23 protein-coding genes and 1 pseudogene are annotated in these 25,795 nt (G+C 62.3%); 14 read left to right on the top strand and 10 right to left on the bottom strand.

The genetic code is table 11. The features are described 5' to 3' along the window. Positions 1 to 23: 23 nt before the first annotated feature. Together P8H27_RS04405 and cueR are read left to right on the top strand one after the other, a co-directional pair. The gene (locus P8H27_RS04405) at positions 24 to 2,411 is read left to right on the top strand and encodes a heavy metal translocating P-type ATPase (protein ID WP_289635433.1); all 2,388 of its coding nucleotides are present in this window, start codon (positions 24 to 26) and stop codon (positions 2,409 to 2,411) included. A 244-nt stretch (positions 2,412 to 2,655) separates the two neighbouring features. After that, positions 2,656 to 3,054 carry a Cu(I)-responsive transcriptional regulator gene (gene cueR / locus P8H27_RS04400; protein ID WP_289635432.1) on the top strand — a complete coding sequence of 133 codons (399 nt, stop codon included), beginning with the start codon at positions 2,656 to 2,658 and terminating at the stop codon, positions 3,052 to 3,054. A 42-nt stretch (positions 3,055 to 3,096) separates the two neighbouring features. On the opposite strand, the gene P8H27_RS04395 is transcribed toward cueR, so the two are convergent. From P8H27_RS04395 to P8H27_RS04385, 3 genes are read right to left on the bottom strand one after another with little or no spacing between them, the layout of a single operon-like run. Beyond that, positions 3,097 to 3,684, bottom strand: a complete 588-nt coding sequence (locus P8H27_RS04395; protein WP_289635431.1) for an HAD family hydrolase — start codon at positions 3,682 to 3,684, stop codon at positions 3,097 to 3,099. 19 nt (positions 3,685 to 3,703) lie between these two features. Further along, entirely contained in the window at positions 3,704 to 4,573 is an 870-nt protein-coding gene (gene tesB / locus P8H27_RS04390) for an acyl-CoA thioesterase II (protein WP_289635430.1), read from the bottom strand. Between the two features lie 21 nt (positions 4,574 to 4,594). Beyond that, positions 4,595 to 6,196, bottom strand: a complete 1,602-nt coding sequence (locus P8H27_RS04385) for a SagB/ThcOx family dehydrogenase (protein ID WP_289635429.1) — start codon at positions 6,194 to 6,196, stop codon at positions 4,595 to 4,597. A 69-nt stretch (positions 6,197 to 6,265) separates the two neighbouring features. On the opposite strand from P8H27_RS04385, the pseudogene P8H27_RS04380 reads away from it, so the two are divergent. After that, a pseudogene (locus tag P8H27_RS04380) lies at positions 6,266 to 6,421 on the top strand (histone deacetylase); the annotation flags it as partial. A 175-nt stretch (positions 6,422 to 6,596) separates the two neighbouring features. Beyond that, entirely contained in the window at positions 6,597 to 7,082 is a 486-nt protein-coding gene (locus tag P8H27_RS04375; protein WP_289635428.1) for an adenosine-specific kinase, read from the top strand. Between the two features lie 305 nt (positions 7,083 to 7,387). Here P8H27_RS04375 and P8H27_RS04370 read toward each other — a convergent pair whose 3' ends face one another. Beyond that, positions 7,388 to 9,361: a DEAD/DEAH box helicase gene (locus P8H27_RS04370; RefSeq protein WP_289635427.1), complete on the bottom strand. Its 1,974-nt coding sequence runs from the start codon at positions 9,359 to 9,361 to the stop codon at positions 7,388 to 7,390. Positions 9,362 to 9,648: 287 nt separating this feature from the next. Between P8H27_RS04370 and P8H27_RS04365 the strand changes: the two genes are divergently transcribed. Continuing rightward, the gene (locus P8H27_RS04365; protein ID WP_289635426.1) at positions 9,649 to 10,854 is read left to right on the top strand and encodes an ATP-binding protein; all 1,206 of its coding nucleotides are present in this window, start codon (positions 9,649 to 9,651) and stop codon (positions 10,852 to 10,854) included. A 318-nt stretch (positions 10,855 to 11,172) separates the two neighbouring features. Here P8H27_RS04365 and P8H27_RS04360 read toward each other — a convergent pair whose 3' ends face one another. The 3 genes from P8H27_RS04360 to P8H27_RS04350 are packed head-to-tail and all read right to left on the bottom strand — an operon-like array spanning position 11,173 to position 15,727. After that, positions 11,173 to 12,354: an L-lactate dehydrogenase gene (locus P8H27_RS04360; protein ID WP_289635425.1), complete on the bottom strand. Its 1,182-nt coding sequence runs from the start codon at positions 12,352 to 12,354 to the stop codon at positions 11,173 to 11,175. Between the two features lie 7 nt (positions 12,355 to 12,361). Further along, on the bottom strand, positions 12,362 to 14,092 hold the full coding sequence (locus P8H27_RS04355; protein ID WP_289635424.1) for a thiamine pyrophosphate-binding protein: 1,731 nt from the start codon (positions 14,090 to 14,092) through the stop codon (positions 12,362 to 12,364). A gap of 12 nt (positions 14,093 to 14,104) precedes the next feature. Next, the gene (locus P8H27_RS04350) at positions 14,105 to 15,727 is read right to left on the bottom strand and encodes an FAD-dependent oxidoreductase (protein WP_289635423.1); all 1,623 of its coding nucleotides are present in this window, start codon (positions 15,725 to 15,727) and stop codon (positions 14,105 to 14,107) included. Between the two features lie 141 nt (positions 15,728 to 15,868). Here P8H27_RS04350 and P8H27_RS04345 point away from each other — a divergent pair, with 141 nt between their 5' ends. Beyond that, positions 15,869 to 16,888: an AraC family transcriptional regulator gene (locus P8H27_RS04345; RefSeq protein WP_289635422.1), complete on the top strand. Its 1,020-nt coding sequence runs from the start codon at positions 15,869 to 15,871 to the stop codon at positions 16,886 to 16,888. Positions 16,889 to 17,038: 150 nt separating this feature from the next. Here P8H27_RS04345 and P8H27_RS04340 read toward each other — a convergent pair whose 3' ends face one another. Further along, positions 17,039 to 17,335: a LasR-specific antiactivator QslA gene (locus tag P8H27_RS04340; protein WP_289635421.1), complete on the bottom strand. Its 297-nt coding sequence runs from the start codon at positions 17,333 to 17,335 to the stop codon at positions 17,039 to 17,041. Continuing rightward, positions 17,328 to 17,597, bottom strand: a complete 270-nt coding sequence (locus tag P8H27_RS04335) for a hypothetical protein (protein WP_289635420.1) — start codon at positions 17,595 to 17,597, stop codon at positions 17,328 to 17,330. Before P8H27_RS04335 ends, P8H27_RS04340 begins: the two co-directional genes overlap by 8 nt. Before the next feature lie 350 nt (positions 17,598 to 17,947). On the opposite strand from P8H27_RS04335, the gene P8H27_RS04330 reads away from it, so the two are divergent. The 7 genes from P8H27_RS04330 to P8H27_RS04300 all read left to right on the top strand — a co-directional run bounded on the left by P8H27_RS04330 (position 17,948) and on the right by P8H27_RS04300 (position 22,959). Continuing rightward, positions 17,948 to 18,325: a hypothetical protein gene (locus tag P8H27_RS04330; protein WP_289635419.1), complete on the top strand. Its 378-nt coding sequence runs from the start codon at positions 17,948 to 17,950 to the stop codon at positions 18,323 to 18,325. A gap of 73 nt (positions 18,326 to 18,398) precedes the next feature. Beyond that, positions 18,399 to 19,547: an S-type pyocin domain-containing protein gene (locus tag P8H27_RS04325; protein ID WP_289635418.1), complete on the top strand. Its 1,149-nt coding sequence runs from the start codon at positions 18,399 to 18,401 to the stop codon at positions 19,545 to 19,547. After that, positions 19,544 to 19,888 carry a hypothetical protein gene (locus P8H27_RS04320; RefSeq protein WP_289635417.1) on the top strand — a complete coding sequence of 115 codons (345 nt, stop codon included), beginning with the start codon at positions 19,544 to 19,546 and terminating at the stop codon, positions 19,886 to 19,888. Before P8H27_RS04325 ends, P8H27_RS04320 begins: the two co-directional genes overlap by 4 nt. 144 nt (positions 19,889 to 20,032) lie before the next feature. After that, positions 20,033 to 20,449: a GFA family protein gene (locus P8H27_RS04315; RefSeq protein ID WP_289635416.1), complete on the top strand. Its 417-nt coding sequence runs from the start codon at positions 20,033 to 20,035 to the stop codon at positions 20,447 to 20,449. 356 nt (positions 20,450 to 20,805) lie between these two features. Then, positions 20,806 to 21,171, top strand: a complete 366-nt coding sequence (locus P8H27_RS04310; RefSeq protein ID WP_289635415.1) for a glyoxalase superfamily protein — start codon at positions 20,806 to 20,808, stop codon at positions 21,169 to 21,171. A 63-nt stretch (positions 21,172 to 21,234) separates the two neighbouring features. Beyond that, a complete protein-coding gene (locus P8H27_RS04305; protein WP_289635414.1) occupies positions 21,235 to 21,648 on the top strand; it encodes a hypothetical protein in 414 nt (137 codons plus the stop codon). Between the two features lie 579 nt (positions 21,649 to 22,227). Continuing rightward, complete coding sequence (locus tag P8H27_RS04300) at positions 22,228 to 22,959, top strand: hypothetical protein (protein ID WP_289635413.1); 732 nt, start codon at positions 22,228 to 22,230, stop codon at positions 22,957 to 22,959. A gap of 251 nt (positions 22,960 to 23,210) precedes the next feature. Here the strand turns inward: P8H27_RS04300 and P8H27_RS04295 are convergent, their stop codons facing one another. After that, positions 23,211 to 25,340 carry a NosR/NirI family protein gene (locus tag P8H27_RS04295; RefSeq protein ID WP_289635412.1) on the bottom strand — a complete coding sequence of 710 codons (2,130 nt, stop codon included), beginning with the start codon at positions 25,338 to 25,340 and terminating at the stop codon, positions 23,211 to 23,213. A gap of 208 nt (positions 25,341 to 25,548) precedes the next feature. On the opposite strand from P8H27_RS04295, the gene P8H27_RS04290 reads away from it, so the two are divergent. Beyond that, the gene (locus tag P8H27_RS04290; RefSeq protein ID WP_289635411.1) at positions 25,549 to 25,761 is read left to right on the top strand and encodes a DUF3079 domain-containing protein; all 213 of its coding nucleotides are present in this window, start codon (positions 25,549 to 25,551) and stop codon (positions 25,759 to 25,761) included. Positions 25,762 to 25,795: the final 34 nt, after the last annotated feature.

Raw genomic sequence — 25,795 nt, 5'->3', positions numbered from 1 at the left:
GGGAACCCCGCGGAGGCTCCTGCATGTCCAGCTTGACCACTTTCGACCTGCCCATCAGGGGCATGACCTGCGCCAGCTGCGCCGGGCGAGTCGAGCGCGCCTTGCGCAAAGTGCCCAACGTCGCCAGCGCCAACGTCAACCTGGCCAGCGAACTGGCGCGTATCGAGGCGCCAGCGGACAGCTTCGGGCAGTTGCTCGCCGCCGTTGCAGGCTCCGGCTATGAAGTGCCCAGCGAACGCCTGGAGCTGGCCATCGGCGGCATGACCTGCGCCAGTTGCGTCGGCCGCGTCGAGCGCGCCCTGGCGCAACTGCCAGGGGTGCTGACGGCCAGCGTCAACCTGGCCACCGAGCAAGCGCTGCTGCAAGTGACCGCGGGGCTCGACCCGCAAAGCCTGTTGCAAGCGGTCGCCAAAGCCGGCTACACGGCCAGCCTGGTGGACAGCGACACGCCCGCCAAGCCCCAGGCCGAACGGCATTTGCAGCGCGAGCGCTGGATCCTGGCGCTGGCCTTGCTGCTCACCGCGCCGCTGCTGATCCCGATGCTGGCGGAGCCGTTTGGCGGCCACTGGATGCTGCCGGCCTGGCTGCAATTCGCCCTGGCCACGCCGGTGCAGTTCGTCCTCGGCGCGCGTTTCTACCGCGCCGCCTGGCTGGCCCTGCGTGCCGCTGCCGGCAACATGGATCAACTGGTTGCCCTGGGCACCAGCGCCGCCTACGGCCTGAGCCTGTATCAATGGGCGATCGCCCCGAGCGGCGCGATGCCGCAGCTGTATTTCGAGGCCTCGGCGGTGATCATCAGCCTGATCCTGCTCGGCAAATACCTGGAAAGCCGCGCCAAGCGGCAGACCACCAGCGCCATCCGCGCCTTGCAGGCCCTGCGTCCGGAACAGGCGCTGCGCCTGCGCGATGGCGTCGAGCAGTGGGTGGCCCTGAGCGCCCTGGCCCTGGGCGATCGGGTGGTGGTCAAACCCGGCGAGCGCTTCCCGGTCGACGGCCAGGTACTGCAAGGCCAGAGCCATGCCGACGAGGCGCTGATCAGCGGCGAGAGCCTGCCGCAACCCAAGCAGCCGGGCGACAAGGTCACCGCCGGGGCGATCAACGGCGAAGGCCGTCTGCTGATCGAAGTCGGCGCCCTGGGTGCGGAAACCGTGCTGGCGCAGATCATCCGCCTGGTCGAGGACGCCCAGGCGGCCAAGGCACCGATCCAGAAACTAGTGGACAAGGTCAGCCAGGTGTTCGTGCCGACGGTGCTGCTGCTCGCCCTGGCCACCCTGCTGGTCTGGCTGCTGCTCGGTGCGCCCCTGCAAGTCGCCCTGCTCAACGCCGTGGCGGTGCTGGTGATCGCCTGCCCCTGCGCCCTCGGCCTGGCCACGCCCACGGCGATCATGGCCGGCACCGGGGTGGCCGCGCACCACGGCATCCTGATCAAGGACGCCGAAGCCCTGGAAGTGGCCCACGGGGTGACGGCGGTGGCGTTCGACAAGACCGGTACCCTGACCTCCGGCACGCCACGCATCGCCCACCTGAGCGCGCTCGATGGCGACACCGCCAGCCTGCTGCAACTGGCCGGCGCCCTGCAGCGCGGCAGCGAACACCCGCTGGCCAAGGCGGTGCTGGACGAATGCACTGCCCGCCAGTTGCCGTTGGCCGAGGTGGCCGACAGCCAGGCCCTGGCCGGGCGCGGGATTGCCGGACAGATCGGCGAACGCCAGCTGGCCCTGGGCAACAAACGCCTGCTCGAGGAGCGCTGGCTGCACAGCGAACCCCTGACGGCCGAGGCGCTGGCCTGGGAGGCCGAAGGCCGCACCCTGTCCTGGCTGATCGAACAGGCGCCCACGCCCCGGGTGCTGGGCCTGTTCGCCTTTGGCGACACCCTCAAAACCGGCGCCGCCGAGGCCATCGCCCAGCTCAAGGCGCAAGGCATCGGCAGCCACCTGATCAGCGGCGACAACCGCGGCAGCGTCACGGCCGTGGCCGGCGCCCTGGGCATCGATGCCGTGCACGCCGAAGTGCTGCCGGCGGACAAGGCGGCGATCATCGCCGAACTGCGGCAAACCGGGGTGGTGGCGATGGTCGGCGACGGCATCAACGATGCTCCGGCGCTGGCCGCCGCCGATGTCGGCATCGCCATGGGCAGCGGCACCGACGTGGCCATGCATGCCGCCGGCATCACCCTGATGCGCGGCGACCCGCGCCTGGTGCCGGCGGCGCTGGATATCAGCCGACGCACCTACAACAAGATTCGGCAGAACCTGTTCTGGGCCTTCGTCTACAACCTGGTCGGCATCCCCCTGGCCGCCGCCGGCCTGCTCAACCCGATGCTCGCCGGCGCCGCCATGGCCTTGTCCAGCCTCAGCGTGGTGAGCAATGCGCTGCTGCTGAAGACCTGGAAGCCGAAAGATCGCCAATAACCCTGTAGGAGCGGGCCATGCCCGCGATCACGATTTCACGGACAGATCGTAGGGATGGGTTAGCCGCCCAGGCGATGCCCGGCAAGATCGCGTTTTCTGCGCGGCGTAACCCATCATTGCGGCGTACCTGCTGACGCTCTGTTGGGTTACGCGGCGTCTCGCATCTGCGGCTTGCTCGGGAGTGCAGCCGCCGCTAACCCAACCTACGACCAACATCCTACGAACGACGTTTCGGAGACCGCCCATGAACATCGGCCAAGCCGCGCAGAAGACCGGCCTCAGCGCCAAGATGATCCGCTACTACGAGAGCATCGAGCTGCTGCCGGCCGCCGGACGTAGCGACAGCGGCTATCGCCAGTACGGCGCGCAAGACCTGCATCGCCTGAGCTTTATCAAGCGCGCGCGGGATCTGGGCTTTTCCCTGGCCGGGGTCAGCCAGTTACTGGCGCTGTGGCAGGATCGCCAGCGCGCCAGCGCCGACGTCAAGGCGCTGGCCGCCGGGCATGTCGCCGAGCTCAACCACAAGATCGCCGAGCTCAGTAGCCTGCGCGACACCCTGCAGGAGCTGATGCAACACTGCCAGGGCGACGACCGTCCCGACTGCCCGATCCTCAAGGATCTGGAAACCGGCGGCGGCCATTGAAAGACACCGCGCCCCCGTAGTCCGGATGCAATCCGGGGTGCTCTACAACGCGCGCTGCAGCGCCGCGCAATCCACCGCGAAGTGATCGGCCAGTTCCGGCCAGGGGTTCTCCGCCAGATTGACCAGCACGCTGCAGGCACCGGCGGCGCGGGCGCATTCCAGGTCGAAGCGGTAGTCGCCGACCATCACCAGCTCGCCCGGCGCCACCTGCCAGCGCTCGGCCAGGTGCAGCAAACCGCCGGGATGAGGTTTGGGCGGCGCCTCGTCGCGACCGAGGATGTCGGCGCTGGCGAAACAATCGCCCAGGCCGATCGCCTGCAGGGTCAGCAGCGCCAACTCATGGGCGTTGCGGGTGAGGATGCCGAGCCGGCAACCGCGCCCGTGCAGCGTGCGCACCAGTTCAATGGCCCCCTCGGCCGGCTCGGCGCCCAGCGCCAGCTCGCGCTCGTGCTCCAGCAGCCAGGCGTATTTGGCCGCCGCCACGTCCTCGGGCAAGGCCGCCAGGTGGTGGAGAATGTCGTCCGCCAGGGGGATGTCCAGCGAGCGCTTGATCGCCTCGAAATCATGCACCGCCAGAGTCAGGGTGCCGTCCATGTCGAACACCCAGTGGCGCGCCGTTTGCAGCCTCATTATTTCCAGTCCTCGCGGCTCACTTCCAATCCTCACGGATTCGGGTCAGGCCTTCCTGGGCGACCGAGGCGACCAGTTGGCCCTGACGATTAAAGATGCTGCCGCGGGCGAAGCCCCGGGCATTGCCGGCCCAGGGGCTGTCCATGGCATAGAGCAGCCAGTCGTCCATGCGCAGGTTGCCGTGGAACCACAGCGAATGGTCGAGGCTGGCGACCTGCATGAACTTTTGCCACACCGACACGCCATGGGGCAGCATCGAGGTGGTCAGCAGGTTGAAGTCGCTGGCATAGCCGAGCAGGTACTTGTGCAATTGCGGATCGTCCGGCAGCTCGCCGGCGGCGCGGAACCACACATACTTGACCGGCTCGCTCGGCTCGGGGGCGAAGGGGTTGGCGACCGTCACCGGGCGGATCTCGATCGGCTTGTCGCTCACCGCGCGCTCGCGCATGCGCTCGGGCAGCGAGTCGACGACCAGCCGGGCCAGCTCGGTTTCCGACTTCAAGCCTTCCGGCGCCGGCACATCCGGCATCGGGCTCTGATGCTGAAAGCCGTCCTCGTCGTACTGGAAGGAGGCGCTGCAGGTGAAGATCGGCTTGCCCTTCTGCACCGCCGTCACCCGCCGGGTGCTGAAGCTGCCGCCATCGCGCACCCGCTCGACCTGATAGACCACCGGCAATGCAACATCGCCGGGACGCAGAAAGTAGCCGTGCAGCGAGTGCACATGGCGATCGGCCTCGACCGTCTGGCTGGCCGCCGAGACGCACTGACCGAGCACCTGGCCGCCGAACAGCTGACGAAAGCCCAGATCCTGGCTGACGCCTCGAAAGAGGTTCTCTTCGATGGCCTCCAGACTCAACAGGGCGACCAATTCGTCCAGTACCTGACTCATGTAAATGTTCTCCAGTAGTCGCTAGATAAGCGGCAAGCGCAATTCGGGGTAGGCCGGCAGGGAACTGAGGCGTTCATCCCACACCGCCCGACCCAGGGTGAAATGGTAAAGACTTTGCCAGCGGCTGTCGGCAAGTCCGAGCAATTCATGTACCGAATCGTCGAAAAAACAGCCGATACCGGTAGCGGAAAGACCCGCCGCCTCGGCTTCCAGGTAGAGCAACTGGCCGATTTGCCCGCACTCCCAGTACAAGCGCGGATAGCGCCAGGCGCCGGCTGCCAGGGCCGTGTCGAAGCGGCTGAGCATGGCCAGGGCCACGCAGCCGGCGCTGGCGATGTCCTGCCCGCAGGAGAGAAACTCCGCCAGGCCGCGGGCATCGCCTTCGAGCAGGCGGTACAGCGGCAATTCGGCGTGTGCCCGCTGCCAGAGAAAATCCTCGCGCAGCCCGCGTTGCGCCTGGCCATCGACCCGCGCCAACCAGTACAGACCGGGCTCCAGGCCCTGCACCCGGTGGACGAACAGCAGCAGGTCGACCTGTGCCGCCTCCCCGGTCAGCGCCAAAGGCACCGGCGAATGGCTCGGCATGAGCCGCTGCAACCAGGCGAACAACAGCTCGGCGTGAATCCCGCTCTGGCCGTCCATGGCTTGCGCGCTGCGCCGGCGATGCAGGATCGGCCGCAGCGGCAGGCCGGGATTGTCCGCCGGCGCGCGACCGGCTTCGCTCAGCCAAGGCTGCGCAGGCAAGACCGGCGCGCGACACAACGCCTGCACCCGCGCCAACTCCGGCCAGGCGCGCTGCTGGCGCGACAGACGCTTGGGCGTGCCCTGCAGTTCCAGTGCGGCCAAGCCCTGCAACAGGCTGTCGGGCAGGGCGAACTCGCTGGCCTGGGCCGAACCGATCCACAGCAGGCAGTCGACGTGCTCGGCCTCGGCAAAACCCGCGCGATCCAGGCCGAACAGCGCATCCAGCCGCGCCTCGGCCACCCCGCGCAGCAGGCGCACCTGCCAGCCCAGTCCGCTGGCGGCAATCGCCAGCGCGGCCAGGGCATGGCCGAGGTCGTGCTGGCAGTAACGGTAGGCGCGCTCGCCGTACTTCCACGCCTCGCGCCAGGCAATGCTGGCCAGCGCCAGCAGGCAGCCGCCCGCCGGCAACGCCTGGGACAGTTGCACGGCCAGCGGCGCCGGCAGTTCGCCACGCACTTCCAGGGCATGGGCGTCGGCCGTGTAATGGGCGAGCAAGGCCTCGGCCTGCAGGCTGCCGGCCGGCAACAACAGATAAGCCTCGGTCGGGTGCAGGTTGCCCGACGACGGATTGACCCGCAGCGCCCAGCGGCTGCCGCCGGCCTCCTTCCAGGCCGACAGCGCCAGGCTGTCGTACAGCAGCTGCGACAGGCTGGCCCGATTCAGCGGCGCCGGTGCGCCCAGGGGCGCGGCGAACACCGCGTCGTAGTCGGGCGACTCCTGCAGCGGCCGCTGCCACAGCTCGATCAGGCGCGCGCCGCGGTAACGGCGAAAAGCAGCCGGCTGAGTCGCCCACTCCAACTGTCCCGGCCCGGGGGCGAAGCGTTGCGGCTGGTGCTTGCTCAGCTGGTGATAGGCGCGCACGGCGTCCAGTTCGGTCATCATGGCTCCGCTTGAGTCGGCCCAGGCAGCGTCGCCATACTCGGGCGCTGCATTAAAGAGTGCCATTGTATGCGCCTGCCGCCGGTCTATCACGACGACTACAGCCCACCCTTCCCGGCCGCTCATCGCTTCCCCATGGAGAAGTTCCGCCTGCTGCGCGATCACCTGGTGGCCAGCGGCCTGACCCGCGACGCCGAGTTGCCGCGCCCCGAGCCGTGCCCGCCGCCACGGCATCCTGCATCACAGCGCGGCCAGGGTCTGGGCCGAACGCGGGCTGGCTTGACCGGCCACGGACAGGGCTCCGGCCCATCAATGGCTATGCTTATCCCAGCGCCAAATCGGTGTCCCAGCCAGGGATCAGCCAGGCTGGCGAACCTGCTCGGCCAAGGAGATAGCTGCCATGCAACTGATCACGGTGAACATCGACAAGCCGCAAGAAAGCAACTTCATCTTCGGCCAGAGCCACTTTATCAAATCCGTCGAGGACATCCACGAAGCCCTGGTCGCGGCCGTGCCCGGGATCGAGTTCGGCCTGGCCTTCTGCGAGGCCTCCGGCCCTTGCCTGGTGCGTTGGTCGGGCACCGATGCCGCGATGATCGAACTGGCCCAGCGCAATGCCCAGGCCATTGGCGCCGGCCATTGCTTCATCATCTTCCTCGGCGCGGGCTTCTACCCACTGAACGTGCTGAACAGCGTCAAGCAGGTGGCCGAGGTCTGCCGGATCTTCTGCGCCACCGCCAATCCGACCGAAGTGGTGCTCGCCGAGACGCCGCAGGGCCGTGCCGTGCTCGGCGTAGTCGACGGTTGCTGCGCGCATGACCTGGAAACCGACGACGACATCCTCGCGCGCAAGGAACTGCTGCGCCAGATCGGCTACAAACTCTGAGCACGGATGAAAACGCGTTCAGCCGCTGCGGCAACGCTGCCCACTCAAGCCAAGTGAGGGCATTTTCTGTAGCCCAATGCAATCCGGGAAAGTCTGGCCCTGAAAAACCGCTCCGGGATTGCATCCAGGCTAATGCCGCGCAACTTGTAGGAGGCGCGCCCCCGCGGCGAATGCAGCCCGCAGGGCTGCCCAACTATCGCCTGGCGAGCACAGGTTAAAAACTCGCTCCGGGGTCGGAGCCTTGCACATAAACATAGGCTCTACGCGTTGGGCGCCTGCAATATGTTCGCAACCTCTGCCCCCAGTCAGCCCCCGCCGCCGCGCCGTCCGGCGCGCCCCGCCAGCACCTGGGTCGCGCCCTGGGTCCTCTTGGCAAACCAGAGCACCCGGCTCACGCCCCGGGTGATCGCCACATAGGCCAGGCGCAGGCTTTCATCCGCCATCGCCTGGTCATAGCTGTTGCGGAAGAATCCCGAGTAGGCATAGAGCGCATTGCGCAGCGGGTGCGGTTCGGCCGGAGCACCATCGTCGAGGATGATCGCCACTTCGGCCTGCAAACCCTTGGCGCTGTGGATGGTGCAGGCCTTGACCGGCAGTTTCTTGTCCAGCCGGGCCCGAATCGCCTGCAAGGGCTCGTTGCGCCGGCTCAACAGCAGCACCGCCGTGCGGTCGGCCATCTTGCGGCTGGCGACGTGCGCGCACTGGGCCTCGATGGTCTCCAGCAGCTCCGCCAGGCGCGCCTTGCTATCGAAACCCTGCACCAGCTTGACCCCGTGATCGCCCGGCTGCATGGCCTTGAACGCCTTGCTGGTTTTGGCTTGCTTGCAGGCCACGCCCGCGAGCAGCGCCTCGCCGTCGCGGATTACCGGCTCGATGGAGCGGTAGTTGGTGGCCAGCATCAGCAGCGCGCTGCTCTTCGCCTTACCCTTGCCCGGAAAGTGCCGGTCGAAATCCATGAACAGCTCCGGAGAGCTGCCGCGCCAGCCGTATATCGACTGCCAGTCGTCGCCGATGGCCATCAGACTGACCGCCGTGCCCTGACGCGCCAGAGCGCGATGGACGGCCTGCAGCCACTGCACGATCTGCGGCGAGATGTCCTGGAACTCATCGATCAGCAGGTGATTGAACGGCGCCAGCGCCTCGGTCGGGATTCCCGGCGCTGCTCCCAGACTGTCGCCGAGGGCTTGAAAGGCGCCGTCGAAAGTCATCAGGCCCTGCTCGCGCAGACAGCCCTCGAACGCCGCCCAGAACAGCACCAGGGCCTCGATAAAGCGGCGCTCGCGGGGCGAACAGAGCAACGCCGCAGGGTCGATCCGCGCAGGACGGATGCCGATGCTCTGGATAAAACCGGCCTGCACATAGAAGGCCTCGAACAGCGGCAACGCGGCGAACTCCCCCGCCAGCTTGAAGCCATCCAGCGGCGCCTTGACCACCCGGGGCCGCTTACCCTCGCCAGTGCCCGCCGCCGGCGCCGGCAAGCCCAGCAGGCTGTGCACGTGTTCACGAAAAACCGGCTCCTGGGCGTAGCAACTCTGATACGCCTGCTTGAGCAGGCGCTGCTGGGCCGGACGCAGGCGCGCGCCGGTCAGCGGGTTATCCAACTCGCGGGGCGCGCCGGGCGGGTCATCCAGCTGCTCGAACCAGCGCGGGTTGTTCAACGCCTGTTTGGCCAGCACGCCCATGGCCGAATGGAAAGTGCGCACGCACTGGCGGGCCTGGGCGGCGTCGAAGGGGTACTGCCAGAAGCGCAGCACCTTGAGCATTTGCTCGCGCAGCTCGGCGCAGGAGGCGTTAGTGAAGGAAATCACCGTCAGCCGACCCGGTTCGATGCCCAGATGACAGAGCATGAACACCACCCGCAGCACCAGGGTGGTGGACTTGCCCGACCCCGCCCCGGCGAAGATCCGCGTGAGCGGGTGGCGAGCGAGGATCATCGCCCATTGCTCGTCCGAAGGCGCACTGACCACCCCCGCCGCCACCGCCTGGCCGACGCGCTCGCGCATGGCCTCGACCTGCGCCGTCTCGACCGCCAGCAACGCCGGCCCGTAGATGGCGGCGCTCGCCGGCTGGCCCGGTTTGGCTCGGGGCCTGGCCGGCTTTTTCCCAGTACCCGCCTGGCTTTTACCTGCCGCAACGCTGGCTTTCTTAGCCCGAGCCCGAGTTTTTTGCTGCACCAACCCCGCCTCGCGCTCGGCGCGCAGGTAGGCGGTGGTGCGCGGAAAGTAACGCGCCAAAGCCCCGGAGAGGAGCAACCTATAGCGCTCGACGGCAGACAACATTCGACGATTCCCACCCAGGGCATGAGGTATATGCCTGAATGATAAGTGTTTTTCAGCGGGGACTGGCAAGCGGCCGGTCGCAGAAGCTGGTGAACAAGTAAACCTTGTTCACCCTACGCAGCGCCCAAGTGCACGTAGGCTGGAAAACCGCAGAGCGTTTTCCAGCAGATCTTATCCGGGCTACCTCGCTGGCGGCGATAAAGAGGTCGGCCTTCCGGGCACACTTGAGTGTAGTGATTTATCGGCATATTATCGCTTTTAGATAACTTAACTAATTTGGGTACAATATGGACGCCGTCCGCAATCCCTACTCCCCTGGCGCCGGCACTCGCCCACCCGAGCTTGCAGGCCGCGACGCACTGCGCGAACGGGTGCGCGTCTCGATTGAGCGAATTCGCATTGGCCGGCCCGCCAAGAGCCTAATCATGGTCGGATTGCGCGGCGTCGGTAAAACCGTGCTGCTGAACCAGATGCTGCGAGATGCTGAAGCGACCAACATTCACACCGTTTACGTTGAGGCGCCTGAATCTCGTTCCCTGCCAGCGATACTCGCTCCACAGCTACGCCTCGCCTTGTTACGGTTGAGCCGCATTGAAGCAGCCAAGGACGCAGCCATCACCGGCCTGCGCGCCCTGGCCGGTTTTGCCAACGCCTTGAAGGTGAAGTTTGGAGACATTGAGGTCGGTATTGACTACGAGCCCGAGCCTGGTCTGGCGGACAATGGCGATCTGGAAGGCGATCTTACTGCCCTGCTGACACAGCTCGGTGAAGTGGCAAAAGCTGCTGGCAGCGCCCTGGTAATCTTCGTGGACGAACTGCAATACGTCGCAGAAGAACAGCTTGCCGCGTTGATCACAGCGCTACACCGCGTTTCGCAACTGGCCTTGCCAGTTACCCTCGTCGGCGCTGGCCTACCTCAACTCCGAGGCCGGGCCGGGAATGCGAAGTCCTACGCGGAACGACTCTTCGACTATCCAGAGGTCGGCCCACTGGAGCCACCCCAGGCGCGTCTGGCCTTTGTAAAGCCAGCAGAGGACGAAGGTGTGACTGTAGACCCGGAAGCGGCAGATATGGTCGTTCAAGTTACGCTCGGCTACCCTTACTTCATTCAAGAGTGGGGCAGCAGCGCCTGGGATGCCGCGCAGAATGATCACATCACGCTGGCAGATGTACAGAACGCATCGGCGCACGCTATCGCCGCATTGGACGAGAGCTTTTTCCGGGTACGATTCGACCGAATGACCCTGGCGGAAAAAACCTACCTGCGCGCCATGGCCTCGCTTGGCGAAGGCCCCCATCGCTCGGGTGACATCGCTGCGAGCCTGGGCCGAACAAGCCAGTCTCTTGGGCCAATCCGCAGCGCCTTAATTGGCAAAGGCATGATCTGGAGTCCGACCCACGGCGACACTGCCTTTACAGTGCCGATGTTCGACCTGTACATGTGCAGGATCATGCCCGGTGACGACTGGAGGCCTACGCCGCCCACCGCCTAGTCCGACCGACAAGTGGCCGCCCCAGTCACGGCTTGAATGGCTATTGAAGCGCCCCTAGTTTCGCAGACATATCTGGCAGGCTTTTGGTTGTACGCTGTCTGCCGCTAACGTCCGTATGGATCGACAACTACCGGGCGCAAAATCCGAGCGAGCAACCGAACAGAAGTCGCCTGCCGCCTGCCGCCAGCCGGAAATGGCCAAACAATCCGCCCTCTGTTGCCGAACCCTGCACCGATCAAGAACCAAGCAGGCGGCTCAACGCGTCCACCTGCTGGTCGCCAGCACGCACCTCGCCAGACCTCGCGAACCTGAGCCGCTTTAGCCCGACACAGGGCCGAGGGGCGTCTGGCGCAGCATTTGCCGGTCGATCTGCTCGATGCGGTTAACCCCACAGAGCGCCATGGTCACCGCCAGTTCCTGTTTGAAGCCATGCAGCAGCTGTTCAACCGCGGGCTGGCCGCCGGCCGCCAGCGCCCAGGCCCAAGGCCGGCCGATCAGCACCCCCTGGGCGCCGAGTGCCAGAGCCTTGAACACATCGACGCCACTGCGCACGCCGCCATCGAGGAGAACCGGCAGGCGTCCACCCAGTGCCTGAACCACGCTTGGCAATTGCGCGACACTGGAGCTGACACCATCGAGCTGTCGGCCGCCGTGATTGGACAGCACCATGCCGTCGGCGCCACAGTCCAGCGCGAGCAAGGCATCATCCACTTCGAGAATGCCTTTGAGCAGCAGCTTGCCCGGCCATTGTTGGCGCAACCAGCGAATATCCGCCCAGGTCACACTCGGGTCGAACTGGGCATCGAGCCAGGCCTTGAAGCCATTGATATCCGCAGGGTTGGCCAGGCACTGGCTCAGGTTGGCGAAGTGGTGCGGTCGCCCCAGCAGCCCTACATCCATCAACCACGCGGGGCGCTGAAGCAACTGCCAGGTCTTGTAGCAGCGGCCACGCCAACCCGGGTCATGCATGCCGTTGCGCTGATCGCGTCGACGAATACCGGCCACCGCCAGATCGACCGTAAACAACAGGGTGCGGCAGCCTTGTGCCCAGGCGTTGCGCAGCACGTCCTGCACGATATTGCGATCGCGCAGCATGTACAGCTGGAACCAGCACGGCTGGGCGCTGGCGGCGTGTACTTCGGTCAGGCTGCAAATACCCACACTGGACAAGCTGAACGGCACGCCGCAACGGGCTGCCGCGCTCGCCGCCCGGGCTTCGCCGCGCCGAGCAAAGAGCCCGGCCATGCCCAGCGGGGCAAGGGCCAGCGGTAAGCTGGCCGGCTGGCCGATCAGCTCACCGGCGGTGTCGCACTGGCTGACATCGCGCAAGACGCGCTGGCGCAGCTGCAGCTGGCGGAAGTCGGCGCTATTGGCCGCCAGGGTTTGCTCCGCATTGGCGCCGCCATCGATGTAGTCGAAGAGAAACTGCGGCAGGCGCCGCCGAGCCAGCCGGCGGTAGTCGCAGCAACTGGCGGCAAATGCCCGCGCAAACAGGCTCACCGGCAGCTCAACCGGTCACCCGGCGCCACAGCGCCCTGCTGATCACGCGTAACTTGTCGCGCGGGGTGAAGCGCTGCAGGGTGGCCTTGACCACGCCCTCGGTGAAGCGGGTGCGCTTGCTGTAATCGATACGCACATCGACCAGCACCGGACGCCCCTGGCTGGCCAGGGCCAGGGCCTGGGCAATTCCGCTGGCGCATTGCGCATTGTTTTCGATGGAGACGAACTGTGCCCCGGTGGCCTCGGCCAGGGCGGCGATATTCAGCGCCGGCAACAGGGTGCAGGTCTTGCGGTTGTAGGGGATCTCCTGGGCCTGGGCGATCTGTGACAGCTCGCCGTCGTTGAACACGAACACCGGCACGCCAAGGCCCTGGGCGCTGGCGGTGAGCAGTTCGAGGCCGGTCATGCGCAACGCGCCATCGCCCACCACGCCGACGACCTGGCTATGGGGATTGGCCAGCTTGACACCGATGACCGCCGGAATGCAGTAACCCATGGCATTGAAGTCGCTTGGCGAAATAAAACCGCGCGGCCGCTGGATCGGCAGCAACTCGGCGAGCAGGAAGGTATGGTTGCCGTCATCGGCCACGACGAAAGCGTCATCGGCCAACTGCTCGCGCAACTGCTGGCAGAAATGCGCGGGGTTGACGCGGTTGCCACTGTCATGGCGCAACCACTGCTCGCGGTAGGCCGCCTTGTGGGCGCCGATCCGGGCCGGCAGGTCGCTGCTCGGCGGCAGGCTGCGCAAGGCTCGCACCTCTTCGAGCAGGGCGGGCAGCAGCACGGCGGCATCGCCCTCAATGGCCAGGGTCGCCGGATAGTTGGCATTGAACACCGCCGGATTGATATCCAGATGAATCAAGGTTGCCGGCACCGGCATGCTGTAGCTGCCGGTCGGGATTTCAGAGAAGCGCGTGCCCACGGCCAGCAGGCAGTCGCAGTGGGCAAAGGCGTTGTTTGCCGCCGGCACCGCATAGGCGCCAAAGCCCATGCCGGTGTGCAGCGGATGCTTGGCCGGAAAAGCGCTGAGGCCTTGCAGCGTGGTGCACACCGGCGCCGCCAGCAGCTCAGCGAGGGCCATCAACTCGGCCTGCGCACCCAGCGCGCCCCAGCCGAGGAACAGCCCCGGCTGGCGGGCCTCGACCAGCAGTTGGGCCGCCTGGCATATGGCTTGGCGATCGAGCTTTGCGCTGACCGGGGTTTTGACGAAAAGTGGCAACTCGTCCACCTCGCCGAGAAAGTTGCCGATGTTGTACGGCAACTCGACGAACACCGGGCCGGGTTCGCCACTGGTGGCAATGTGGTAGGCCTGGTACAGCGTGGGAATCACCTCGGCATGGCTCTCGATGCGAAAGCTGGCCTTGGTGATGGGTTTGAGCAGGCTGTGCTGGTCGATATCGTGCAATTGATAGCGCCGGCCATTGGCGCTGTGGATGCCGCCCGAGATCACCAGCATGGGAATCCCGTCCAGCCCGGCTTCACCAATGCCACTGGCGGCATGGGTGACGCCTGCGGCGGGCACTATGACCAGGGTGCCGATGCTGCTGCCGGTACGGCTGAAGGCATCGGCCATGAACGCGGCACCGCACTCGTGGGTGACCAGAACCGGCTGGATACCGGGCGCGGCATTGAGCTCGTCGTACAGCTCGGTGTTGTGCACGCCGGGGATGCCGAAGGTATGGGTGACACCCAGTTGTTCGAGGGCAAAGCGAGCCAGCGCGGCTCCGGATTTTTTCATGACTGGCTTCCTTTAAACAGGTTTCGGCGCATTGCCGCTGATGGCCCAGGCGGCGCGCCGGCCGTTGAAGATGCAGTTGGACAAGAAGGTGCCTTCCAGCGAGCGTATGCCGCTGCTGCCGCCGCCGCCGAAGCCTGCCGCCTCGCCGGCCGCATACAGGCCGGCCACGGGCTGGCCCTGGGCGTCGAGCACACGGCTGTGCAGATCGGTAAGCATGCCGCCCATGCTCTTGCGGCTGATCAGGCGGGTGCGGATCGCAAGCAAAGGGCCAGCCTTGGCCTCAAGGATGGCCTGGAAGCGGCAGGTACGCAGGCGGTCACTGCGCCATTGGCGCAACTGCTGGATGCGCCACAGTTGTTCGTCGTTGTGCAGCGCCGGGCCTCGGCGCACTTGAGCGTCGTATTGCTGCACGGCCTCGGCCAGCAGCGAGGGGTTCAGGCGGCCATCGCCAGCCAAGCCGCTCATCTGCGCCGCCAGGCTGGGCAGATCCTTGGCGGCGAGAACATCCGGGCACTGATCGATCATCCAGCGCACCAGCTGCCGATTGCCGGTGAGGGTCTGCCAGAGCAGGCGCAGCAACTTGCGGTCGCGAAACAGCGGATTGTAGGCCGCACCGGAAATGGCCATTTCCTTGATCGCAATGCGCCAGTTGAGCAGTTGCCAGGCATATTGGCCGGGAAGATGGCCCATGCGTTTGCACAGGTCATGGGTGTCGAACCCCGACACCATGGGCGCCGGGCCTGCGCGGCGGCCGCTGGCCTCCAGCCACAAGGCCGAGCGCGGCGGAATCAGGCTCAGACCATGTTGTGGATACTGGGGCTGCGGATGGGCAATGCCCGCGGCATAGTTCCACATCTGCCCGAGCCGGACGACCTGCCCCCCGACGCTCTGAACCTGTCGATGCAGGGCGCCATCGGCACGCGGATCGGTGCCGTTGAGCAGGTTCTCCGGACAGGGGCCGTAGAGGGGATCCCAGTGCTGGCGAACCTTGTGCAAATCGCCATTGATACCGCCACTGCAGAGCACGACATGCTCGGCTTGTACCTCGAACGCGCCATCGGCACTGCGCCCGTGGCAGCCGACAACCGCGCCATTGCGTTGCTCAAGGCCCAGCACCCGGTGCTCGAACAGCAGTTGCAACTGCGCCTGCCGCGGATGGTTCAACAAGCGCTTGGCCAGCGCCTGCACAATCCCCAGGCCACAGCCCCAGGCGACGTGGTAACGCGGCAGCGAATTGCCGTCGCCATGATTGCCGCGCTCGACCCACTGCACCGCAGAGAAGAAACCAATGCCATGCCGACGCAGCCAGTCATAGATGTCGGCGCGGTTGTGCTCGGCATAGGCTTGCGCCCAGCGCCGCCCCCACTGGTCTTCGCTGGCAAAGCAGGCCGCGCGCAGCCAGTCGTCGAACATCAGCTGTGGCGAATCGCGGACGCCGTTACGGCGCTGCTCGGGGGTGTCGCACAACAGCATGCCGCCGAAGGCATCGTTGGCCTGGCCACCGAGCTGCTCGCGCGGCGCGGCATCCAGGAGCAAGACGCTGGCGCCACGGTCGAGCAACTCCAGCGCCGTCGCGATGCCGGCAAGACCCGCACCGATAACCAAGGTTTCGCAGCAATGACGGCGCGCGTGCATGAAGGGCTCCCACAGACTTAAACGCATGGGGACAGACTATGAAAACCGAGACCATAATTCCTGACATTTAACGAACCGAAACTTGACATATTGCGAGTGGCGGGCTGCAGTGTTCTCAGCTCAAAGTACCTGGTGGCCCCCATGACCCAGATCGCCCGCAGCGCCGTTTTCATCGGTTTCGACAGCCTGTGCCGGCAACACGGCCTCAACCCCCACGACCTGCTGCGCCGTTGCGGGCTCGATCCGCTGGTGCTGCGCCGTCACGATCTGTATGTGCCCTATGGGCGCTTCGCTCAAGCGCTCAACCTGGCCGCCAGCGAAGGCTCCGCGCCGAACTTTGGCCTGCAGTTAAGCGCCTATCACGAATACCTGGTGCTCGGCCCCTTTGGCTTATTGCTGGCGCAGGCCGACAGCTTTGCCGAAGTGCTCAAGCTGACCCAGCAGTACGTGCACCTGCATGCCCAGGGCATCACCTTGCGGGTAACCGAGCACAGCGAGCAATTGCGCGTGGAGTATCAGCTGCAACTGGATGACCCCGTCGACCGCCGCCAGCTGATCGAGTTGGGCCTGGGCGTCGTGCAGCACTCCATGCAGCGCCTGTTCAAGGCCGACTGGCAACCGCAACAGTTGCTGGTTGGCCATGCCTGCCTCAGCGAGCCGGCGGTGTACCAACGGGTGTTTGCCTGCCCATTACTGTTCGAGCAGGCCAGCAGCACTTTTGTCCTGGCCGCCGATGCCCTGGAGCTAAAACCCCGGGAGCAGCGCGCCCAACTGAAGTCGCACTTGATTAACCAGTACGCCCATGATCGACCAGCGCCGGCGGACAGGGTCAGTCAGATTCGTGTGGTGCTGCAGTCCATCTTGTCCACCGGGGAAGTCACCCTGCCCGTGGTGGCCCGCCTGCTAGGCCTGCATCCACGCAGCCTGCAGCAGCATTTGCAGCTCAGCGGGGAAACGTTTCGCAGCATCCTGGAACAGGCACGCTATGCCGAGGCACAACAGCAGCTGCGCCTGTCCAACCAATCGATTACCGATTTGGCGCTAGGCCTGGGCTATGCCGATGAAACCGCCTTTTCCCGCGCATTCAAGCGCTGGAGCGGCATGCCGCCGAGAAAATGGCGGCAACAACACTCGCCCTTGCCTGCCCCGGACTGCAGTTAGCCGGCGGCTTGGGCTTGCCAGCCTTGGTTCTTGGCCGCAATGCAATCGCACGGTGTCATGGCCTGACTCGCAAAAGAACCAGGCTGCGCAACAACTTGCGCAACCTGGTCGGGGGTTGGCGTACTGCCTGCGGCGAGTCGCGCCCTGGGTTCAAAGGCTCAAGCAGGTTTTCCTGGCCTGATGACTACCACCGAACGGCGAGCACAAACGCTGATGCACCCGACTGAGGAAACCGACCTCGAAGACCCGTCGCTGCAGTCCGCCGGGCAGCACGTCGCGCTCGATGATCAGGTTGGCCCACAGCCAGCCGGTGTCGTCGTTGCTCAACCAGGCCTGGGCGCAGATCACACCCTTGTCGAAGGCCTGCTGGCAATCCCACGGCCACTCGATCGCCGCGCCGCTCTGGCCGTCATGGCTGGGCAGGTAGCTGATACAGGGCTTAGTCATCGCCAGCCCTCCCCTGTGCCAACGAACTGCGGTACAGCACCACCACATCGTTGAGCAGCTCGCGGGCGTTCTGGCAGAGCTCGTGCAACTCAGTTGCGGCGGGTGCAGCCACTCCCGAGCGAGCGAGAATGTTGAACAGCTTGTGCAGCATCGCCACCCGCAACTCGGCCGCCGCCTGAAAATGACAGGCAGTGGCAGTGCCGCAATCGAGCGGCTTGACGCGCTTCGGGAAGGGAATAACTGCAGGGTTGGATTTAGTCATGACGCACCTCCAGAACGGAGGCGGATGACAAACAGCAAAGCCCAAGGTGGAGCCCTTGGGTAAAAGGTGGGTAGCGCATTTTCCTTATGCTCCTCGAACTGATTAAGGAGCCGTCACCGCCGTTGCTACACGGTTTGGGTGGCGGACCGTACGGGGGTAGCAAACCGGCGTCCGAGGGAACCGGCCAGGCCGAAGCCTGCCCCGCACGGCCCACCATAGAAATGCGATAGCCAGACACAAAAAAAGCGCCGGCTATTCAGCTATGGCGCTACCGCGCCCCAGACAGTCAGGTTGCTACACCCGGCCACGGGATTGACCGTGACCGGCGCACTCTAGCCCGGCACAGAGCGATGGGCAAGCCCCATGGGGAATGGCAATCCGCGACAAAAGCACTTGTGGCGGCGCAGAACCTTCGGGTAGGTTCTGGCCATGCAATGAAGCACCCCGCAGGCTGGACGCCAGTTATCTTCCTTCCTGTTTGGCACTTACAAAATTTCAGTGGGCTTTCCGCCGATGGCTGGAAATGGCCTAGCGGTTACAGGGATCGAACCCATGATTTACGCCAACACATCGCCGAGAAATCGCGGCCTGCCCCTGAATATTCTATCGGCGGCAATGGTTCGGATCAGGCTGAGAGCGAAATGCCGCGACGCCATTTCGGATGTTATAAGTCAGAATCAGGCAGTTACCATCTGAATTTTCAAGGAAGACTCAACAATGGGAAATAACCAAGGGCCGGGGCCAATGCCTCAGGTATGCCGGCCTGGCATACCGAACGGGCAATCTAAAGCAGCCCCAATCATGCAACCCTACAACGGGGACTTCGACAAGCAGCCTCCCCGGCCGCTTGTCTTTGATGAACCAAAACCCAAGCCATCCGAAAAACCCTCCCCGGTCATGGGCTGCGTGTTCGCCAAGCCCTGCACATTGCCTGATGGTCAAATCGATTATCCGCGCACAGCTCCTGCCGAACTCATTAGCACTTACGGCAAAACCGCAGTCCTCGCCGCCAGCAGCGCCAATGCTGCTGGCGACTTTCCACTTAGCCGCCTGTCCGGCGAATCCGTCGCTGGGCTTACCACGCTATCCCTTCGTGGGCTGGCCGTCGCGGGGAGTACCGGAGGTGCAGTAAGCGGCACCGGCGCGGTAGGCGGTGCAACTGGAGCAGCTGTTACGGGCGGAGTAATTGCGGGAACGCTGGTGGGGCTTGTTGCGCTCTTCTGGCCAAGCCCTTTGGCCAATTCAGACCTTTACACCGCAGAACAGCTACGCAACATGAACAGCGCCCGCACAAGAGTGCGCTTTCGCATAGAGCAAGCCGCAGACGGCACCATCAAAGCGTATGGCTTTCATACCGCCGCCAAGACCGGCTGGGAAATGATTAACGTCGTTCAATTCAAAGCGCAAGGCAGCGAGCAAGTAGCCGACTTCGGCGACGGCATCACCCTAATTTGGACGCCTACAGTTGACCCGGCAGCGGCAAAAGGCATCCCGCCCTTGAAAGCGGGGCCACAAGTCCCGCCTATCTGGATTTACCCAGCAACGGATACGGCCGCGAAAGCGCTAGAAAACCCAATCTACCCGCCCGAATACAAAGACTTCATTTTGGTCTTCCCGGCTGACTCGGGGATACAGCCGCTGTATGTGGTCATGAGCCTAGCATTTGAACCGGCGGCTTATCATGGGAAAACAGACAACGCAGTTAAAAGCAAGGGGCCAGCAAATGGACAAGAAACTCTTGATAATTCTGTTCAAGTAAAACCAACCTCACCCAGGCGCGTCGGTATCGATCCTAAAACAAACGAAATCGTAGTCTTTGACCGGACAGGCGGAGATGTTTACCACGGCCATGTACGGCCTTGGGAAAAACTTCATCAGGACATGAAAAATGTGCTTATCAAAGCCGGAAAAACAGACAGCAAAGGGAATATTTTAGGAGTATCCAAATGAGCCTGTCATATCAAGATCCAACAATTAGTCACGATCACGCCATTCACCTTCTCTCGACAAATGATCCTGAATTAATAATATCCGCAATAATCTCCATCGGCCTTAACGAGACAGATTGGCAGTGGGCGCAAGACATATGCCTTCAACACTTAAAAAACAGCAATGAAAGCATTGTTTCCGCTTCAATTACTGCCCTAAGTCACATCGCTAGGCTGCACGAAAAATTAGATTTAGAAAAAGCCATCAATGCTCTTAAAGAAACCCAGGAAAAACATCCATCATTAGCAGGAAATGTCACTGACACCTTGGAAGATTTTGAAATATTTATTACCAACAGATAATTAAAGACTCATCGCTGGGCACCTCAGGCTGGCATGCACTGCCTTATAACAAGCGGTTCAAATCGTTCGCTTCGCTCACTGGGACAGGCCAAAGCCCGCAACTTAACCAAACGTTATATATTTATCAATTAAGGTGTCATCGAAATGTCTCACTCAGAAGCAAACTGCCTTTGTGGTGCTGTAAAAATTACAGCAGAGGAAATCAACCCTAAATTCACAGTGTGCCATTGCCAATCATGTAGAACTTGGGGCGGCGCACCATTCTTTGCGGTTAAGTGCGGCACGAAAGTTAAAATCGAAGGAAATGATAAAGTTAAAATGTATGAGTCATCATCTTGGGCATCTCGTGGGTTTTGTACAGAGTGCGGGACTCATTTGTTTTATAAATTCAAAGAAAGCGGCGAATATAATATGCCAGTAGGCATGTTTCCAAACGTGGAAGGACTGGAGATGGACATGCAGTACTTTAGCGACATGCGCCCTAGTTATTACTGCTTTTCAAATGAAACAAAAGAAATGACAACCGCCGAGATAATGGCTTATTTCGCAAATAAAATGTAAGCGTACATATAACGATCAACGGGGCCAGAGTCATTGATTTTTGCGCGCCAAGAGGGCTAGCCTTCTCCCTGTGACCCGAGGAGAACCCTCCATGGCCCGCTTGCCCCGTCTCTCTTTTCCCGGCTGCGCCCAGCACGTGATTCAGCGTGGCAATAATTGTCCTTTCTCAAGGAGTCGGGGCGATGATCGGTTAAAAGCCAAAATCGCAGCCAAGAAGGAGCGGCGGGCTGTTCCCTTGGGGCGGGGTGGGGACAGGGAATTTGCGGAGTAGCGGGAAGCTAATCATCAATGACACTGCCCCATTGATCAAGCCAGCCCCTTAGCTTAATCGTTAGACACAAGCGGAGTTCATAGCAATGAAAGTTGGAAATCCAATACCAATAATTCGTTCATTTGACGAAGTTAAAGCCAAGGAGTTCTATATAGAATTTCTTGAGTTCAAGGTGGACTGGGAGCATCGATTCGAAGATGGAGCACCCTTATACATGCAAATATCTAAAGACGATTGTGTTATCCATGTATCCGAGCATCATGGCGACAGCAGCCCAGGCTCTTCCCTTAGAATAGAGATCGACGAACTTGATTTTTTTCACAAGCACTTGAATGATAAGAAATACAAAAACGCTCGGCCTGGCATTACGGATCAACCTTGGGGTAGAGATATGCCAATTGCAGATCCGTTTGGCAATAAAATCATTTTCAGCGAGTTGAATAACGTTTAACAAACGTGTTGCACACGGTGCTAGACACTGTCCAAAACCGCACATGGATCGTAGGAATTGCAAATGACGCCAAAGATATTTATCACAATAGGAATAATTTTTTACGCAGTGGTTGTCCCGTTTTTTGAAATAAACAACACCCATGTTTTTAACCCGGCCTGGGAACCTCACGCACGCCTTCATGAGGCCTGGCAATTATCTACCAACACTGCAATTGGCATCTTTAGCCTCTGGTTAACATGGTCAAAAAATAACATTCGTCTTGCGGCATTAATGACAACGTTCGTTACAGGCGGGTTTCTTGTTTCTTACTGTCTTCGCGATTACTACGGCGGCTCCATGATTCTTTCCGACGGCAGTGAGAAAACCATACTCGGCCTAAACCTAGGCCTATTTGCCTATTCACTAGCAATATTCCTAGCAATAGCAGCAGTCACTATTCAAAAGCGTTCACTCTTGAAATACAGTCAAGCCTAACAACTGCACACTTGCATACGAACACTCAACCGTGTCTATGTGGTAGATCGTATCTTCCTATATGGCCCCTCCCCACAAGCAGTGAGTAACGCTTCCCAGCCCTGTCGTCAGTGCGGTTGCATTCGTATTTCCGACCTGTGCTGGGCGTTACCGCCCTGTAATTCGCGCAACGGGGGCCAAGCGTTCAATCGACCACGAAGATCACCCACATGGATGGGGGAGGTAGAGAAAATGCAGGGAGCACTTTCGAGAGCGGGCGCGGCCTCCTACTAAGGTTGCGGACAGACTTGAATCCATGGATAAACGGGTTAATCGATCAGGCCACTAACCCCTGTATTTTCAGATCGGCTCGACCACTGCAAACGCCCGTAAACGCTCAGCGCGGCTCAACGGCAATGATCCGTATGCCTAACCAACTGTAGATCAGTCCGCATTAAAACCTCTCCGATTCATAGCCAATAAATCTAGATATCGAAAGGCGAGAATAGCACGGGGGGCTAATCTCCCTTCCACGTGAAGCGGAGGTAGATACCTCGCTGCGCGGATCGTACTTAATCAGGAAAAGAAGGGACTTCTAAAATGGAAAGCTTCGCTATCGCAACATCTCAAACTAACTGGAACGGTGGGCAACGCATTACTCTCGAAGCAGGGGATACAGCGACCTGTACCACACTTCGTCCAGGCCAGCTCTATGGGATATTTATCTACAACTCTGCGGGAAGTGACAATAACGCTGCCGTGAATGTGGTTTGGAGCAATAGCCAGCCACCCGCCACGATCACTGTTCCCGGCACCACGGCCAATGCAGGCCTGGCATCGCTGGGCTTTGTCTCGGGTACTGATACTCAAACCATCTCGGTTTCACTGCCTAGCAACAGCGGCATCGCTCAAGTGGAAGTCTGGTTAGGCAGTGTCAGTATGCCGACCAACACCAAGGGCCTGTCCAACTCCAAGTTGAACGACAACGGCGAACAGTATCCGTTCAACAAGTACAGCCGTTACTACGCGGTACCTCCGTCGAAGTGGATGAACCTGACGATCACCAGTGCAATCACCCAATTCATCTCGTGCCAGTTCCGCGAGGACAAGGCCGTCGTGATCGTGGTGAATGAAACCTCGAACGGCCTGCTCTCCGGCCAAGTCACCGCCATGGGACCTACCGCCAAGGAAGCCGGGGCCGTCACCATCACCGCTACGCAGATCCAGAGTATCTCCAGCAATCTGCAAGGTGACGGTACCCAGTGGGTATGGATGGATGCCGATAGCCAGCAAAACTCTCAAAGCGCGAGCATTTCTTTGCAGTCGCTTTGATTTAATGGCTCGGCAATGAAAGAAGGCCCCACGATGTGGGGTCTTCTTTTATCGATGATTCGAATCCGGCGATTCATTATTGACAGCGTATGACCAAGCGCATGGCTGATGGCGAGCAATAACGCAATCGCGCAATTTAGCGGCAAGCTCATTTCAACCCAGAACGTGACCTGCTGGGTCGCTTGCAGCCCTTCCCTGCCACGGCCAGCGCCGCTCCATGCCTGACTCGGCACAGCGACCGTGCCGCGCCATCAGCCCGGCAACCAATCGGTCGCGATAATCCGGTCGCGGCCTGGCTGCCTGTTGGCCCTTTCTGCTTTTTTGCGCGCGCTGATGCTGGCCACGCACTGGTCGTCGTCGTTGAGGATCACGATGCATTCCAGGCACTGGATGCACTCGTCGTAGTCGATGCGGCCATCGCGTTCGATGGCGCCGATCTCGCAGTGGTTCTTGCAGTGCTGGCAGGGCTTGCCGCAGGCGTCGATGCGCTTGAGCCAGGCGAACAGGTGGAACTTGCCGAGCATGGCCAGGCCGGCGCCAAGCGGGCAGAGGTAACGGCAATAGAACTTGTGCACGAACAGGCCCAGGCCGAGCAGGATCACGGCGTAGAGCACGAACGGCCAGCTGCGCACGAAGAACAGGGTGATCGAGGTCTTGAAGGGTTCCACTTCGGCCAGGCGCTCGGCCAGGCTCAGGGAGTAGAAAGCCGTGAGCAGCAGGCCGAGCAGAATTGCATATTTGAGCTTTTGCAGGCGCAGGTGGCTGCGCTCGGAGACTTTCCATTGTTTGATCCGCAGGCCCTTGGCCACCCAGCCGAGCATTTCCTGCAGGGCGCCAAAGGGGCAGAGCCAGCCGCAGAACAGGCCACGGCCCCAGATGAACAGGCTGACGAAGGTGAAGCTCCAGAGGATGAAGATCAGCGGATCCATCAGGAAGATGCGGATATCGAAGTCGTCCCGCAGGGTCAGCAGCAGGGTGAAGACATTCACCACCGATAGCTGGGCCTGGGCGTAGAGCCCGATAAAGCCCAGGGTGAACAGCAGAAAACCGCCGCGCAACAGGTGAAAGCCGCGGCTGTGCGCGCTGATGCGCTGCTGGAAGATGAACACGCCGCTCAGCAGGATCAGCGCCCCGACCAGCAGGGCAATCTGCCACATGCGTTCCTGCCACATGCGCAGCCAGATCGGCACCGGTTTGACGGCGGCGACAGCCTCCTGGATATCGAACAGTTGCTCGTCGAGTTGAAACTCCCGGGTGAAGTGCGTGCTGCTTTCCACCAGATGATTGCGCCGCAGGCTGACGTTCAGTTGCAGGGCGGCGGGTTGCGCCGGGTTGAAGGCGGCGTGGGTCTTGATCCGAAAGATATGCGCGTCGACATTCGCCAGCGGCGTGGCGAGCATCTCCAGCACCTCGCCGTTATTGAAGTCCATGTCGTACAGTTCGATGGCCTGGCCGTGTTGCATCAGCACCAGGCGGCTGGGCGCCGTCGCCGGGGTGAAATCGGCCGGGACATGCCGATACAGGCCGCTGGACATCACCAGCAGCGCCTGCTCGCCGGGTTGCAATTCTTCATTGAGCTTGTGTAAACCGGCCTCGCCGAGCAGGTTGCGGCCCATGCTCGGGGCGTTGAGGTAGGCGAAATACAGTTCGCTGAAGGGCGCGCGTTCATCCGCCAGGTCGAGTTCGCCGTAGTCGCTCAGCGGATACCCCAGTTGCGCCTCGACTTCCTCGCGATCCAGCGTCCAGTGCTGGACATAGCCGTTGTCCAGCAGGCGCTGCCAGTCCATGGGCTGGTAGAGATCGCTTTTCGGCGTGGCCAGCGGGTCGCTGGCGAAGCCTTCGAGCAGTTGCCGGGCGACGCTCAGCGCCGCTTGCAGCACGGTTTCATTGAGAATCACCACCGACACCGTGGCCTTGCTGACGCCGTCGAACTGGGTGACCGATTCGCCATCGGCGCTGTCCGCGCGCCGGCCGCCGACGATGATCGGCCGGCTGATGGGCTGCTGCCGGTATTGCTCGACGAAGTCCAGCAGCGGCTGCACCCCCAGGCCATAGAGAAACACCGGCTCGTGGTGTTCGAGCACCCGCACCCCGGCCAGCACGCCCTGCAGATCCATGCCGATGAGCAGCCGTATGGGTTTGCCGGAGAAGCCCTGCAGGCTGGAGTAGTCGCTGGACTCGAAGGCGTAGCCGAGCAGTTCGTCGAGCTGGTAGACGCTGTAGACCGGCGGCGCCTCCTGCTTGGGCTCGATGCGCGTGGCTTTCGGGAACAGCTGCTGGATCTCGTCCTGCAACGCCTCGGCGGCCAGCGGCTGGCTGAGCAGCGCGCACGCCAGCAAGAGCACTCGCAAGCAGGCAAAGCGGCTGAAACAGGATGGCATGGCGACGCCTCGTCAGTTTTGTCCCTCTGCAGCCATGCTATCCAGCGCACCGCTGAGCGCCATGCGACTTGCCGGTAGGTAGAGCGCTACTTCAGTCGTAGAAAGGCCCGCGCCTCGGCGCTTCAGCTTCTTGCGTGGGATCAAGCGCTGCTTGCCGCAACCGGAGTAGTCTGGTCGCGACCGCCACAGCAACCCTCAGGGGGCGAACATGGCCAAGAAGTTTCCCTTACAGCCCAAACATCCCGAGCGTATTTGCTGGGGCTGCGACAGGTATTGTCCGGCAGGCTCGCTGGCCTGCGGCAATGGCGCCGACCGCACCATGCACCCGGCCGAGATGCTCGGCGAGGATTGGCACCTGATCGGCGACTGGGATATCGAGGCGCCAGAGGCAACGAAAAAGCCGGAAGACCAACCACGCTGACGCGTCAGCGGCATGTGGTGATGGGTACCGCTGC

The organism is Pseudomonas sp. sp1636 (genome assembly GCF_030376615.1).
GTDB lineage: Bacteria > Pseudomonadota > Gammaproteobacteria > Pseudomonadales > Pseudomonadaceae > Aquipseudomonas.
This window is presented reverse-complemented; position numbering and strand designations above follow the sequence as displayed.